Source organism: Streptomyces sp. NPDC044002, assembly GCF_056434525.1.
Map to the genome: position 1 here is coordinate 86697 of NZ_JBWKEZ010000026.1, position 13286 is coordinate 99982.

Sequence of the window (13286 nt, forward strand, 5' to 3'; positions counted from 1 at the left end):
AGAACTTGCCCGGAGGAGGCAGTGATGGCTTTGGCAAGTACCGGCAAGGCGTTGGGGGCGGCCGATGAAACGGCCGAGAATCCCCCCGTCGACACCGAGGAAATCTCTCTGCGTACGGATTCGATCCTCGCGATGCGGGTGGGGTCCACGACCCGCAACGACATCGACGGCGTCACGCCGGCAGTCGTCCAGCACCTGAACCTCCTGCTCGACCAGGACCTGGGGGCGGACAAGGACGCCGAGGTGCAGAAGCTCGTCCGCAAGGGCCGTGCCTTGATCGACCCCAAGGAGCGCCCGACGGAGAACACGCCGACCTTCGGGGCCTGGCTCTACGCCCGGGACGTCGCCACGCTCACGCGGCGGCTGCTCTGGGTCTACACCGAGCGCAACGGGCTGGACGCGCCGTGAGCGTCAAGGAGGACCAGATCATCCGGGAGCTTTCCCACTACCTCCACGATCACCCCGCCGACCAGATGGCGTTGATGCCGGTCTACGACGCCGCACTCGACCACTCACGGCGCCAAGCCTGCACGCACGACCAGCGCTGTCCCCTCGTGATGACGGCGGCTGTCGTCGTCGACGAGCGGGCCCGCGTCCTGTGTCTGCGGCACGAGGGTGGCTACGCCCTCGCGGAGGCCGAACCGGAGGACCAGGACGACTCGCTCAGCGAGGCAGCCCTTCGCCTGCTGACCGAGGAGGTCGGCATCCGGGATGTGTGGACGCAGCCCGGCAGCGAGGGCCCCTTCCTGGTCGACGTGACGCCCGCGAGTCAGCACGGGTATGGCCCTCGCCTCCGGGTGGGCATCCGCTACCTCTTCCGGGCGCACGCGGGCGCCGTGTACCCGTCGGCGCTCGAAACGGGCGCGGCGGCCTGGGTGCCGCTGTCCGAAGTCGGCATCCCGGCGCTCCGTGGTCGTCTGGAGAGCCTCCTGATCGGAACCTGATGAGCCCCCGAAACGAACAACTCGCCTACCTTGCCAGCCTTGTGGCGCTCGGCGGCACCCTCCTCTTCGCCATCTGGAGGGGCTGATGTACGAGCGCAGGGCCGTGGAACCGCCCGCCAAGCCGACTCCCCCTGTCGGGACGGTCGAGCAGCGGAACAGGCCGCCTGGCGATGTGCGCATAGGCGACTTCCTGTACCTCGATGGAGCGTTTCAGCGGGTCCGGGACATGAGGGCCTCCGGCACATCGGCCCACCGCGTCTTGCACTTCACCGGGCACGCCCCGGTGATCATGCGCGAGCCCCGGACCATCTACCGGCCGCTCGAACTTCTCTGACCAGAACGCCTCCGAAATCTCTCCACCCTTCTCACCTCACGCCGCGAGGAGCTTCGCCATGCGCTTCCGCAAGATTCACGGGGCAGGCAACGACTTCGTCCTGCTCACCGACCTCGCCCCGGCCGACAAAAGGGAGTGGCCGAAGGAGGCCGAACGCCTCTGCGCCAGACGTACCGGCGTCGGTGCGGACGGCCTTGTCATCAGCAGCCTGGTCAGCGATGAGCCGACCGTTCTCGAAGTCGACTGCTTCAACGCGGACGGCTCGGTTGCCACGATGTGCGGCAACGCGCTCCGGTGCTCCGCCTGGGCCGCGCACCGGGACCACGGCTTCAGCGAGATGCGCCTCCGCATGGCAGGGGTCATGCACGACGCTCGTGTCACCGACGACTCTGTGTGGGTCACGGCCGAGGTGGGCGTGATCGACCCGCGTCGCGTGCAGACCGTGATCAACGGCAAGCCGACCTGGTTCGACAGCGTGCACACCGGCACCGAGCACGTCGTCGCCATCGTGGACGACGTGGACGCCATCGACGCGGTTACGGTCGGCCGCCTCATCCGCCACCATGCCGCCCTCGCGCCTTTAGGGACCAACGTCAACTTCGTCCAGCCGTTCGGCGACCAGGCACTCAAGATCCGGACGTACGAACGCGGTGTCGAAGCGGAAACCCTGTCGTGCGGCAGTGGAGCCGTGGCGGCGGTCGTCATCGCCAGGATGCGCGGACTCGTAGGCCCGCGCTCCGTCACTGTCCACAACCGTGCCGGCGAACCGCTCACGGTCCGTTCCCACAGCAGCCGGCCCAAGCAGACGCAATGGGTCGGAGGCCCGGTCACCAACACCTTCGAAGGGGTGCTCGCATGACTCTCTTCCTCACCTCCAGCTCGGAAGCCGCAGTGCAGGAGGCCGCCGCGACGCTTCGCGACTGGCAGCGCGACCACCAGGGGCTCAGGGTCGCCCTGATCTACGGCCCGGTGTCGGCCGAGGACCGGCTCTACCACTCGAAGTGCCCCGTGGACCAGCGGTCCGTGACCGCGCTGTCCGAGGCCCTGGACGAGATCGGGGCTCGCTGGCAGGAGCTGAACCCGTGCGAGACGGACTTCATCATGGAGCTGTCCGCGTACGAGGTGGCCCTGTCGAACCTTCACGGCCCGTACGGCGAGGACGGGCGCCTGCAAGGTCTGCTCGACTACCTGCGCGTGCCGTACTGCGGCAGCGGAGTCGGAGCGTCCGCTGTAGCCGCCGACAAGATCCTCTGCAAGCGCGTGATGCTGACCCTCGGCGTCCCCACGCCGGGCTGGTGGGTGTGGTCTCCCGGGGGCGCGGTCAACTGGAGCGGACGGCCCGTGATGGTGAAGCCGCCCTTCGGCGGGTCGAGCGTTGGCATGAGCCTGGTACGAGAGCAGGCGGAACTCGCCAAGGCCCTGGAGGACGCGGCCGGCACGGAAGGTGACGCGGTACTCGTCGAGGAGTACCTGACCGGTACGCCGCTGACCGTCGGCATGCTGGAGCTGCCCGGCGGCGAGGTCGTCGTGTTCCCCCCGCTGGCGACCGAGGCGACCGAAGCGGAGTTCTACGACGCCGACACGAAGCTCGACGTTGACTCCAGGGGCGGCGTCACCGTCCGGGCCGCGGAGCTGGCGCCCGAGGTGCTGGACAAGGTCAACGAGCACGCCACGAGGCTGTGGAACGGGCTCGGGCTGCGCGGCTCGGCCCGCGTGGACTTCATCCTCACCGGGGACGGCGAGCCGCAGGTGCTGGAGGTCAACAGCACGCCGGGGATGTCCCGCGAATCCAACTTCGTGGTGGGCGCCGCGATGGTCGGACTCACGCACACGGACGTCGTGCTGGCCATGCTGCACGAGGCGCTGACTCGCCAGCCGTACGATGTCCCCCTGCCCTCTCCCGCGTTCTCCGGTAGCACGGCGACTCGGGAGGCTGCCGTCTCGCCGTAGGAGCCCTGCCGCTGTGCCGCGCGTCCACGATGTCCCCCTGTGCCGACAGCTCATCGAACCCGCCGAGTGGGATCTACACGGCGGTTGGGCGCTGGGAGACAGGATCGAATGGTCCAACCGGGCGTGCGGCCTGGCGTCGCTCAAGGCGATCCTGCTCGCCTACGGGTGCGAGGCACCGACGGTCACGGAACTCCTGAAGCTCGCGGTCAAGCACGAGGTTCTGACGCCCCGTGGAGCACTCCACGCAGGGGTGGCGAACCTGGCGACCGAGCTGGGAGTTCCGTCGACCGCCGAACCGGTACCGGTCGAGGAGCTGCCGAGACGCCTGGACACCGCGCCGCTGATCGTGTCCGTGACCGAGCAGCTCCCCGACGACGGCCGCAAAGGCGGTCACCTGATCATCCTTCGCGGCTACGAGGACGGCCCCGACCCGACGATCCTCTTCCGAGACCCGTCGAGGTGGGGCCAGACGCACGATCGCGTCCCCCTCAGCCGCCTGGCCCACTCATACACCGGCCGCGCGATCACCTTCGCGCCCCTGACCGACGGAGAGTCTCGATGACCGAGCCAGGCGGCGAAGCGCCCAAGGCCGAAGGCTGCCGGAGGATCGCCGTGCTCGGGGAAATGCTTGAGCTCGGCGAAGAAGCAGCCGAAGCGCATCGCGGAATCGGCCGTTTCGCCGCCGAGGTCGGTGTCGATCTCGTCCTCGCCATCGGCGGGGACCTCGCGAAGCAACTCGCCCTCGCGGCTGGCGCCGCAGGCGTACCCGAAGTGGCGATGGTGGGCGACAACCGGACCGCCGCGGCTTACCTGCACACCATCCTTCGGCCGGGGGACAAGGTACTCGTCAAGGCGTCGCGGGGCGGTCAGCTCTGGCAGGTCGCCCAGTCCCTCACGGGCCAGCCCGTCACGGACCTGTCCGGCAACCACTTGCCCTGAGCTAACCCGCCCGAGGCAAGGGGGCCACTTCGCCGCCCTCCCTGCCGGCCGGGGGTGTCTCCGCCAACGATGCGGGCGTTCCTGCTTCCACCGGGCTGCTGGGCACTTCCTTCTGCACCTCGGCGACAGCCGCCTCGTCCTCGCTGGGCGCATCGGGGTTGGCTGCGGCGGTCGTGACTGCCTCGACCACTTCGCCAATGGCAACCCTCGGAATGTCGACCTGCCCTCCGGGGACAACCCGCTCCTCCACCGCGACCGTCACCACATCCGTCTCGGGATTCGTGACAGTCACCGAGACGGTCGGCGGCGGCGAGTCCGAAGTCTGCTGTACCGGTGTCTTGACCTCGACCGTGACAGCCAGGCTGTCCGTCACCTGCGATTCCGCGGTGATGGTCACCATGCCGCCCTCGGGGGGAGAAACGGTGAACACCGGCTCGGTGCCGGGCTGGCTGATGGCCTTCATGTAGCTGCGGAAGGGGTTCAGAGGGGTCAGGACCTCGCGGAGTGGTTCCTCGATCGGGTCGGGAATGACCCTCTCCACCATGTTCCTCATCTGTTCCTTGGCGCTGCCCGGCTTGGTGCGCCCCTTGCTCTTCTCTTCGCGCCTGCCGGACTGCTGCCGGCCGACGCTCTCGTGCCTGACCTTCGGGTCCGGGGCGGCGGGGGCAGCGTAGCCATCGTCGCCTTCGACCCGCTTCTCCAGCGGGGCCACCTCGCGGTAGATCGGCTCGGAGGCCAGCACCGTCATCCCGGGGCTCGGGGACTTCCCCCTGGGGCCCTCCGGGCGCAGCGGAGACGCCCCCTCGCCCTCGCCGTAGGCCAACGCACGGGCGTCCTCCTCCGAGACGCCGCGTCGGAGGGCCTCCCGGACCACGGCGTCACGCTGTTCCTCCGTCAGCGGTACGCCCGCGATGCCTCCGTGGCCGTCGAAGTAGGTGGGCACGTACCCCGATGCCGGGTCGTGGCGGTAGACCCCGTCGTCCTCGGGCTCGATGTCCGGCACGGTCGCAGCCGTACCGTCGGCACGCTCCTCCGCTGCCTCATATCGGGAGCGGTCGACCAGGCCAAACGTCGTGGTGAAGACGGCGGTCGTGGCTATGAGACCCCAGGCCGTGATCGCAGTCTTTCTCTGCGGCTCACCCTTCTCGGGCAGCGCAAGAACTCTGGAGACAAACGGGCGGCGGTGCGGCGACACGGCAGGTTGTTCCTTCCCCCTGGAATGAGTGCTTCCGATTACTTCTAACACGAGAACACGTGTTCGAAAAACAGTCGCACAAAGTGGATCTTTCGAGTCATCCTGCGGTCGCATTAGGTCCAACCCGAGGGGATGACGCGCCTCTGGTCTAGACCTGCATCACCACGGGGACAGAGCACTGCAAATGGGGCGCGGAACAGCCCGCCCGGCTACCCGAGGACGAACGCCGTTCGCCAGTAGGAGAAGTCGATCAGGAACCGCGCGGCGGTCGTTCACATCCGGGCGCTGGCACCCTCGACCCGACCCAGCACGAATCCAGCACGGTGCGGATGACGAGGGGTGATGACGGGTGACGAGTCGTCAGATTATCCAGCACCGATCCAGCACGGGAAAAACTAAGGGGCCCGACTCAAGAGAGTCGGACCCCTTCTGACCTGCATGTTTGTCAGATCAGCGAAGTGGTGGTATGTCGCCCACTACACGTTGAAGCGGAACTCCACCACGTCGCCGTCCTGCATGACGTACTCCTTGCCCTCCATGCGGGCCTTGCCCTTGGCGCGGGCCTCGGTGACCGAGCCGCACTCGACCAGGTCCGCGAAGGAGATGACCTCGGCCTTGATGAAGCCGCGCTGGAAGTCGGTGTGGATCACGCCGGCCGCCTCGGGGGCCGTGGCGCCCTGCTTGATGGTCCAGGCGCGGGTTTCCTTCGGGCCGGCCGTCAGGTACGTCTGGAGGCCCAGGGTGGCGAAGCCGACGCGGCCGAGGGTGGCGAGGCCGGGCTCGTCCTGGCCGACCGACTGGAGGAGCTCCAGGGCCTCCTCGTCGTCGAGCTCCGCGAGGTCCGCCTCCAGCTTCGCGTTCAGGAAGATCGCCTCGGCCGGGGCGACCAGGGCGGCCTGCTCCGACTTGAAGGCCTCGTCCGTCAGCTCGTCCTCGTCCACGTTGAAGACGTAGAGGAACGGCTTGGTGGTGAGGAGGTGCAGCTCGTGGAGGAGGTCGCCCTGCTCCGTGCCCTTGGTGATGCCCTTGGAGAAGAGGGTGTCGCCGGCTTCGAGGATCTTCTTGGCCTCGACGACCGCCGCCAGGACCGCGACCTTCTCCTTCTGGAGACGGGACTCCTTCGTCAGGCGCGGCTCCGCCTTCTCGATGGACTGGAGGTCGGCGAGGATCAGCTCGGTGTTGATCGTCTCGATGTCGTCCTTGGGCGAGACCTTGCCGTCGACGTGGACGACGTTCTCGTCCTTGAAGGCGCGGATGACCTGGCAGATCGCGTCCGACTCGCGGATGTTCGCCAGGAACTTGTTGCCCAGGCCCTCGCCCTCCGAGGCGCCGCGCACGATGCCGGCGATGTCGACGAAGTCGACCGTGGCGGGGAGGATCTTCTGGGAGCCGAAGATCCCGGCCAGCTTGGCCAGGCGGGGGTCCGGGACGCCGACGACGCCGATGTTCGGCTCGATGGTGGCGAACGGGTAGTTGGCCGCCAGCACGTCGTTCTTGGTCAGGGCGTTGAACAGGGTCGACTTGCCGACATTCGGCAGGCCGACGATTCCGATCGTGAGCGACACGTTGGCGACTTCCCGTAGCTGGAGGGGGCGGCGGCCCGGAGGTGGGCCACCCGACAGTTTACTTTCCGATGAGCGGCACTCGTTGTACGCGTGTCCGCGCCCGGGTTCGGGGGCCTTCCCGCCTAGTTTGGTGGGGTGGAGCAATACAGGATGCGTTCGGTACGTCACCCGCAGGCACCCGCCCGTGTGCCCGCCCAGGCGCGGCGGCCCGCCGCGCCCCGCCGGCTGCCCCGGCCCATGCTGACCGGGTTCGGCGCCGGGCTGTTCGCCTGCCTGGCGATGCTGCTGGTCGCGGGGGTGTGCCGGCTGCTCTTCGGTTCCTCGCTCTTCGCGTACGGGCTGCTCTTCCTGCCCGTCTCCGCCGCGGTCGGCGTGTGGGTGCGGCCGGCGGACCTGGTCACCGCGCCGATCTCGGCCCCCATCGCCTTCGCCGCCGGGGTGTGGCCCGTCTCGGGCGGCTCCGGCGGCTTCGGCGGGCAGCTGATGGGGGTGGTGTCCGCGCTGTCCCTGCACGCCGGGTGGCTGTACGCGGGCACGCTGGCCGCCGGGCTGATCGCGCTGGTGCGCCGGGCCGCCCTGAGCGGGCGCAAGCGGGCCGCCCGGCAGCAGCGCAGGGCGGCCGGCGCCGCCTACTGAGGGCCGGACGCGTCGCGCGCGGCCATCGCCGCGCCGACGATGCCCGCGTTGTTCTGGAGCTTCGCGGGGACGATCTCCGCCCGGATCCCCTTGACCAGCGGCAGGAACTTCTCCGGCTTGCGGCTGACTCCACCGCCCAGGATGAACAGGTCCGGGGAGAAGAGCATCTCCACGTGGGCCAGGTACTTCTGCAGCCGGTGCGCCCAGCGCTCCCAGCTGAGGTCCCCGTCCTCCTTGGCCTTCACCGAGGCCCGCGTCTCCGCGTCGTGGCCCTTGAGCTCCAGGTGGCCCAGCTCCGTGTTCGGTACGAGCCGGCCGTCTTGGAAGAGCGCGCTGCCGATGCCCGTGCCCAGGGTGAGCAGGAGCACCGTGCCCGCCACCCCGCGCCCCGCCCCGTACGTCATCTCGGCGACGCCCGCCGCGTCGGCGTCGTTGAGGACCGTGACGGGCCTGCCGTCCAGCCGGGCGGAGAGCAGGGCCGCCGCGTCGACGCCAATCCAGCCCGGGTCGACGTTGGCCGCCGTGCGGGTGACGCCCCCCGTGACCACGCCCGGGAAGGTGACCCCGACGGGGCCGTCCCAGGAGAAGGCGCCGACCACCTCAGCGACACAGCCGGCCACCCCCTCGGGGGTGGCCGGCTGTGGGGTGAGTACCTTGTGGCGCTCCTGTGCCAGCTCGCCGCGGGCCAGGTCCACGGGAGCGCCCTTGATGCCTGAACCGCCGATGTCCACACCGAAGATCTGCATGGACATACGGTACGAAAGGACTTACTTCTCGGCGACCAGTTCCGCGGCCTCGGCCCGCAGGTCCCGGCGCAGCTCCTTGGGCAGCGAGAAGGTGATGTGCTCCTCGGCCGTCTTGACGATCTCCACGTCCGCGTAGCCGCGCTGGGCGAGCCATTCGAGGACTTCCTCGACGAGGACCTCCGGGACGGAGGCGCCCGAGGTCAGGCCGACGGTGGTGACGCCGTCCAGCCAGGCCTCGTCGATCTCGCTCGCGAAGTCGACCAGGTGGGCGGCCTTCGCGCCGGCGTCGAGGGCGACCTCGACCAGGCGGATGGAGTTCGAGGAGTTCTTGGAGCCGACGACGATGACGAGGTCGGAGTCGGCGCCCATCACCTTGACGGCGGCCTGCCGGTTCGAGGTGGCGTAGCAGATGTCGTCGCTGGGCGGGGAGACGAGCAGCGGGAACTTCGTCTTCAGCGCGTCGACGGTCTCCATGGTCTCGTCCACGGAGAGGGTGGTCTGGGAGAGCCAGACGACCTTGGACTCGTCGCGGACCTCGACCTTGGCCACGTCGTCGGGGCCGTCGACGATGGTGATGTGGTCCGGGGCCTCGCCGGAGGTGCCGATGACCTCCTCGTGGCCCTCGTGGCCGATGAGGAGGATGTCGAAGTCCTCGTTGGCGTAGCGGACGGCTTCCTTGTGGACCTTGGTGACCAGGGGGCAGGTCGCGTCGATCGTCGCGAGCCTGCCGCGCGCCGCCTCCTCGTGCACCACCGGGGCCACGCCGTGCGCGGAGAACATCACGATGTTGCCGGGCGGGACCTCCTCCGTCTTCTCGACGAAGATGGCGCCCTTCTTCTGCAGCGTCTGGACGACGTACTTGTTGTGCACGATCTCGTGGCGGACGTAGACCGGAGCACCGTACTGCTCCAGGGCCTTCTCGACGGCGATCACGGCACGGTCCACGCCCGCGCAGTAACCGCGGGGGGCGGCGAGCAGGACGCGGCGGGATGCGGGAGCAGGGGCGGCAGCAGTCATGTGCTCCATCGTACGGGGGTCTCCAGCAGGCCGGTCGTCGCCCGTTCGGCACAGACTTGGCCGAACGTACGTACCGAGCGTCCCCCGGAGGATCGATGGCATCCGCTACGGATTCCAGCACGGCGGCCCCCGCGGCGCTGCGCCGGAACCTGGGCTTCCGGGACCTGGTGGTCTACGGGCTGCTCTTCATCGCCCCCATGGCCCCCGTGGGGGTCTTCGGCACCCTCGACGCGAAGTCGCACGGCGCGGTGGCCCTCGTGTACGCCGTCGCGACCGTGGCGATGGCGTTCACGGCCTTCTCGTACGCGCAGATGGTGCGGGTGGCCCCGCAGGCCGGCTCGGTCTTCACCTACGCCCGCAAGGGGCTCGGCGAGGGGGCGGGGCTGATCGCGGGCTGGATGGCGATGCTCGACTACCTGCTGATCCCGGCGGTGGCGTACCTGTTCTCCGGGATCGCGATGCACGCGCTGGTCCCGGAGGTGTCGCGGTGGGTGTGGACGGCCCTGGCGGTGGTGGCCACCACGGCGCTGAACCTGTGGGGCGTACGGGCGGCCGCGCGGGTGGGCTTCGCGGTGCTGGCCATGGAGATCGTGGTGCTGCTGGTGTTCCTGGTGGCGGCGGTGACCGTGCTGGCCCAGGGCGGGGCCCGGCGCGGCTGGCTCTCGCCGCTGACCGGGGACGGCTCGCTGGGCTTCTCGGCGGCGGCCGTGCTGGGCGCGGTGTCCGTGGCCGTCCTGTCGTACCTGGGCTTCGACGCCATCGCCTCCTTCGCGGAGGAGGTCACCGGGGGCAGTGCCCGGGTGGCCCGGGCGGTGCTGTTCTGCCTGGTGCTGACCGGGGTGCTGTTCGTGGCGCAGACCTATCTGGCGGCGCTGCTGTCCCCGGTGTCCTCGGCGGAGCTGGCGGCCGACCCGGGGCGGCAGGGGCCGGCCTTCTACGACGCGGTGGAGGCCTCGGTCGGGCCCTGGCTGCACGACCTGGTGGCGGTGAGCAAGGCGGTCGGGGCGGCCTTCGCCGCGCTGGCCGGGCAGGCGGCGGCCGGCCGGCTGCTGTTCGCGATGGCCCGGGAGCGGCGGCTGCCGCGTGCGCTGGCGCGCACCTCGGGCGGCACCCCGCGGGCGGCGCTGCTGGTGGCGGCGGCGGTGACGCTGGTGGCGGCTGTGTGGGCGGCCCGGCGCGACGACGGCCTCGACCACCTGGTCTCCGTGGTGGACGTGGGGGCACTGGTGGCGTTCACCCTGCTGCACGCCTCGGTGGTGGGGTGGTTCGTGGTCCGGCGGCGCGAGGGGGCGCCGGTGTGGTGGAAGCACCTGGTGGTGCCGGTCCTCGGGGCCGCCGTGACGGTGGCCGTGATCGTGGAGGCCTCCTGGACGGCGCAGCTGGTGGGCGCGGTGTGGCTGCTGGCGGGGCTGGGGGTGCTCCTCGTGCAGCGCGGGCGCGGGCGGGAGGACGCCGACACCCCGTACCGGGCCTGAGACGCTGTCAGCGGGGGCGGTTAGCCTGCGTGCATGGGTCTGAATACGTCGGCTGATGCGCCGCTGCCGGTCGGTCAGGTGTCCCGGCTCATCGGGGGCTGGATCGACCGCCTGGGCCAGGTGTGGGTGGAGGGGCAGATCACGCAGCTGTCCCGGCGGCCGGGGGCCGGGGTGGTGTTCCTGACGCTGCGCGACCCGTCGCACGACATCTCGGTCAGCGTGACCTGCTTCCGCCAGGTCTGGGACGAGGTCGCGGACGTGGTCTCCGAGGGCGCGCGGGTCGTCGTACTGGCCAAGCCGGAGTGGTACGCCCCGCGCGGGCAGCTGTCCCTGCGGGTGACCGAGATCCGCCCGGTCGGGATCGGGGAGCTGCTGGCGCGCCTGGAGCGGCTGAAGCGGTCGCTGGCCGCCGAGGGGCTCTTCGCGCCGGCCCGCAAGAAGCCGCTGCCGTTCCTGCCGCAGCTGATCGGCCTGGTGGTGGGGCGGGCCTCGGCGGCCGAGCGGGACGTGCTGGAGAACGCCCGGCGGCGCTGGCCTGCGGTCCGCTTCGAGGTGCGCAACGTGGCGGTGCAGGGGGTGCACGCGGTGCCCCAGGTGGTGCAGGCGGTCAAGGAGCTGGACGCCCGGCCCGACGTGGACGTGATCATCGTGGCGCGGGGCGGCGGCAGCGTGGAGGACCTGCTGCCGTTCTCCGACGAGGAGGTCGTGCGGACGGTCGCGGCGGCCCGTACGCCGGTGGTGTCGGCGATCGGGCACGAGCCGGACTCCCCGCTGCTGGACCTGGTGGCGGACCTGCGGGCCTCCACGCCCACGGACGCGGCCAAGAAGGTGGTCCCGGACGTCGGCGAGGAGCTGCAGCGGGTGCGCCAGCTCCAGGAGCGGGGGCTGCGGGCGCTGCGCGGGCTGCTGGACCGGGAGGAGCGGGGCCTGGCGCACGCGCTGGCGCGCCCGGTGTTCGTGCACCCGCGGCGGATGGTGGAGGTGCGGGAGGACGAGCTGGAGGCGCTGCTGGCCCGCAGCCGGCGCACGCTCGGGCACCTGCTGGACCGGGCCGACTCCGAGCTGGAGCACACCCTCGCCCGGGTGGTGGCGCTGTCGCCGGCGGCCACCCTGGAGCGCGGGTACGCGGTGCTCCAGCGGGCGGACGGGCACGTGGTGCGGGCGGCTTCGGAGGTGGCGGAGGGCGAGGTGCTGCGGGCCAGGGTGGCGGCGGGCGAGTTCACGGTGGCGGTGGCGGAGGTGCCGGAGGCTGCGCCGCAGGTCCCGGACGCGGCGGTGGAGAGCGGGTCGACCACGGGTCCAGGGGCCCTCGAAATCTGACATATTCCACGCTAATCAGACGCACCACACTCCTACGATGGGATACCAAGGAATGACCGACAGCGATACGGCACTGGGGTACGAACAGGCAAGGGACGAGCTCGTCGAGGTCGTCCGCAAGCTGGAGGCGGGCGGCACCTCCCTGGAGGAGTCCCTGGCCCTCTGGGAGCGCGGCGAGGAGCTGGCGAAGGTCTGCCGGCACTGGCTCGAAGGGGCCCGCGCCCGGCTGGACTCGGCACTGGCCGCCCGCGAGGCGGCGGCCGGGGACGGCGGGGACGGCCGCGAGGAGTGACCCGCACCACCCGCCCCAGGTGGTAGTTGAAATTTCATCTACTTGCGCCGTACAGTCGGAGCCATCGCTTGACCACCGCATAGAAGAAGGCTTACCGATGTCTCTCGTGCTCGACGCCGCTGCCCAGGACCTGCTGTTCCGCGAGGCCCGCACCGCCAACTCGTTCTCCGACGAGCCGGTGACCGAGGAGCAGGTCCAGGCCATCTACGACCTCGTGAAGTTCGGCCCCACCGCCTTCAACCAGACCCCGCTGCGCATCACCCTCGTCCGCTCCCCCGAGGCCCGCGAGCGCCTCGTGAAGCACATGGAAGAGGGCAACAAGGCCAAGACGGCCGCCGCCCCGCTGGTCGCCATCCTCTCCGCGGACAACGAGTTCCACGAGGAGCTCCCCCAGCTGCTGCCGCACTTCCCGCAGGCCAAGGACGCCTTCTTCTCCGAGCGCCCGGTCCGCGAGCAGGCCGCCCTGCTGAACAGCGCCCTCCAGGCCGCCTACTTCATCATCGGCGTCCGCGCCGCCGGCCTGGCCGCCGGCCCGATGACCGGCCTGGACTTCGCCGGCGTGCAGAAGGAGTTCCTGGACGCCGACCACACCCCGCTGATGGTCGTCAACATCGGCAAGCCGGGCGAGAACGCCTGGTTCCCGCGCTCCCCGCGCCTGGAGTTCGACCAGGTCATCACCACCGTCTGAGCCCGCCCGCGCCGTCTGAGCACCGGCACGGACACGGACACGACGTGACGTGACACGACGAGAGAGGCCGCCCGCCCCGGATCCCGGGGGGGGGGGGCTCCTTTTTCCTTTTTCCCTGTCTTCCCCCCCCCCCCCCTCCCGGTGCGGCCCCCCCTCCCCCAACTCCCATCCCCCGGCTCCCGGTC

The 13286-nt window shown here is 70.4% G+C and carries 15 protein-coding genes; 11 read left to right on the forward strand and 4 right to left on the reverse strand.

What is annotated here, in order from left to right:
- The first annotated feature begins 24 nt into the window (after positions 1-24).
- From AC07A6_RS20675 to AC07A6_RS20700, 6 genes are all read left to right on the forward strand, one after another.
- On the forward strand, positions 25-408 hold the full coding sequence (locus AC07A6_RS20675) for a hypothetical protein (protein ID WP_478778023.1): 384 nt from the start codon (positions 25-27) through the stop codon (positions 406-408).
- Complete coding sequence (locus tag AC07A6_RS20680) at positions 405-944, forward strand: NUDIX hydrolase (RefSeq protein ID WP_478778024.1); 540 nt, start codon at positions 405-407, stop codon at positions 942-944. The genes AC07A6_RS20675 and AC07A6_RS20680 overlap by 4 nt, the downstream gene beginning before the upstream one ends.
- A gap of 392 nt (positions 945-1336) precedes the next feature.
- On the forward strand, positions 1337-2137 hold the full coding sequence (dapF, locus tag AC07A6_RS20685; RefSeq protein ID WP_478778025.1) for a diaminopimelate epimerase: 801 nt from the start codon (positions 1337-1339) through the stop codon (positions 2135-2137).
- The gene (locus AC07A6_RS20690; protein ID WP_478778026.1) at positions 2134-3228 is read left to right on the forward strand and encodes a D-alanine--D-alanine ligase family protein; all 1095 of its coding nucleotides are present in this window, start codon (positions 2134-2136) and stop codon (positions 3226-3228) included. Before dapF ends, AC07A6_RS20690 begins: the two co-directional genes overlap by 4 nt.
- Positions 3229-3241: 13 nt before the next feature.
- Positions 3242-3790: a C39 family peptidase gene (locus tag AC07A6_RS20695; RefSeq protein ID WP_478778027.1), complete on the forward strand. Its 549-nt coding sequence runs from the start codon at positions 3242-3244 to the stop codon at positions 3788-3790.
- A complete protein-coding gene (locus AC07A6_RS20700; protein WP_478778028.1) occupies positions 3787-4167 on the forward strand; it encodes a glutamate ligase domain-containing protein in 381 nt (126 codons plus the stop codon). The genes AC07A6_RS20695 and AC07A6_RS20700 overlap by 4 nt, the downstream gene beginning before the upstream one ends.
- A 1-nt stretch (position 4168) precedes the next feature.
- Here the strand turns inward: AC07A6_RS20700 and AC07A6_RS20705 are convergent, their stop codons facing one another.
- Positions 4169-5362 (reverse strand): hypothetical protein, encoded by a 1194-nt coding sequence (locus AC07A6_RS20705; protein WP_478778029.1) that lies wholly within the window; start codon positions 5360-5362, stop codon positions 4169-4171.
- Positions 5363-5838: 476 nt separating this feature from the next.
- The gene (ychF, locus tag AC07A6_RS20710) at positions 5839-6927 is read right to left on the reverse strand and encodes a redox-regulated ATPase YchF (protein WP_362468473.1); all 1089 of its coding nucleotides are present in this window, start codon (positions 6925-6927) and stop codon (positions 5839-5841) included.
- 150 nt (positions 6928-7077) lie between these two features.
- On the opposite strand from ychF, the gene AC07A6_RS20715 reads away from it, so the two are divergent.
- Positions 7078-7563 (forward strand): DUF6542 domain-containing protein, encoded by a 486-nt coding sequence (locus tag AC07A6_RS20715; RefSeq protein ID WP_386272922.1) that lies wholly within the window; start codon positions 7078-7080, stop codon positions 7561-7563.
- Here AC07A6_RS20715 and ppgK read toward each other — a convergent pair.
- Together ppgK and AC07A6_RS20725 are read right to left on the reverse strand one after the other, a co-directional pair.
- Positions 7557-8309: a polyphosphate--glucose phosphotransferase gene (gene ppgK, locus AC07A6_RS20720; RefSeq protein WP_478778030.1), complete on the reverse strand. Its 753-nt coding sequence runs from the start codon at positions 8307-8309 to the stop codon at positions 7557-7559. The two genes, AC07A6_RS20715 and ppgK, sit on opposite strands and share 7 nt — an antisense overlap.
- A 21-nt stretch (positions 8310-8330) precedes the next feature.
- Complete coding sequence (locus tag AC07A6_RS20725) at positions 8331-9335, reverse strand: 4-hydroxy-3-methylbut-2-enyl diphosphate reductase (protein ID WP_285341814.1); 1005 nt, start codon at positions 9333-9335, stop codon at positions 8331-8333.
- 86 nt (positions 9336-9421) lie between these two features.
- Between AC07A6_RS20725 and AC07A6_RS20730 the strand changes: the two genes are divergently transcribed.
- The 4 genes from AC07A6_RS20730 (at position 9422) to AC07A6_RS20745 (ending at position 13101) form a co-directional block, all read left to right on the forward strand.
- Positions 9422-10801 carry an APC family permease gene (locus AC07A6_RS20730; RefSeq protein ID WP_478778031.1) on the forward strand — a complete coding sequence of 460 codons (1380 nt, stop codon included), beginning with the start codon at positions 9422-9424 and terminating at the stop codon, positions 10799-10801.
- Positions 10802-10834: 33 nt separating this feature from the next.
- Positions 10835-12121 carry an exodeoxyribonuclease VII large subunit gene (gene xseA, locus AC07A6_RS20735; protein ID WP_362468466.1) on the forward strand — a complete coding sequence of 429 codons (1287 nt, stop codon included), beginning with the start codon at positions 10835-10837 and terminating at the stop codon, positions 12119-12121.
- Positions 12122-12173: 52 nt separating this feature from the next.
- Positions 12174-12413, forward strand: coding sequence for an exodeoxyribonuclease VII small subunit (locus AC07A6_RS20740; protein ID WP_362468464.1), 240 nt, complete (start codon positions 12174-12176; stop codon positions 12411-12413).
- Positions 12414-12510: 97 nt separating this feature from the next.
- Positions 12511-13101: a malonic semialdehyde reductase gene (locus tag AC07A6_RS20745; protein WP_362468462.1), complete on the forward strand. Its 591-nt coding sequence runs from the start codon at positions 12511-12513 to the stop codon at positions 13099-13101.
- The last annotated feature ends 185 nt before the right edge of the window (positions 13102-13286 follow it).

Coding starts and splice junctions, on each gene's coding strand:
- AC07A6_RS20675 (WP_478778023.1), top strand. CDS start 25: ATGGCTTTGGCAAGTACCGGCAAGGCGTTGGGGGCGGCCGATGAAACG.
- dapF (WP_478778025.1), top strand. CDS start 1,337: ATGCGCTTCCGCAAGATTCACGGGGCAGGCAACGACTTCGTCCTGCTC.
- AC07A6_RS20690 (WP_478778026.1), top strand. CDS start 2,134: ATGACTCTCTTCCTCACCTCCAGCTCGGAAGCCGCAGTGCAGGAGGCC.
- AC07A6_RS20700 (WP_478778028.1), top strand. CDS start 3,787: ATGACCGAGCCAGGCGGCGAAGCGCCCAAGGCCGAAGGCTGCCGGAGG.
- AC07A6_RS20715 (WP_386272922.1), top strand. CDS start 7,078: ATGCGTTCGGTACGTCACCCGCAGGCACCCGCCCGTGTGCCCGCCCAG.
- ppgK (WP_478778030.1), bottom strand. CDS start 8,309: ATGCAGATCTTCGGTGTGGACATCGGCGGTTCAGGCATCAAGGGCGCT.
- AC07A6_RS20725 (WP_285341814.1), bottom strand. CDS start 9,335: ATGGAGCACATGACTGCTGCCGCCCCTGCTCCCGCATCCCGCCGCGTC.
- AC07A6_RS20730 (WP_478778031.1), top strand. CDS start 9,422: ATGGCATCCGCTACGGATTCCAGCACGGCGGCCCCCGCGGCGCTGCGC.
- xseA (WP_362468466.1), top strand. CDS start 10,835: ATGGGTCTGAATACGTCGGCTGATGCGCCGCTGCCGGTCGGTCAGGTG.
- AC07A6_RS20740 (WP_362468464.1), top strand. CDS start 12,174: ATGACCGACAGCGATACGGCACTGGGGTACGAACAGGCAAGGGACGAG.
- AC07A6_RS20745 (WP_362468462.1), top strand. CDS start 12,511: ATGTCTCTCGTGCTCGACGCCGCTGCCCAGGACCTGCTGTTCCGCGAG.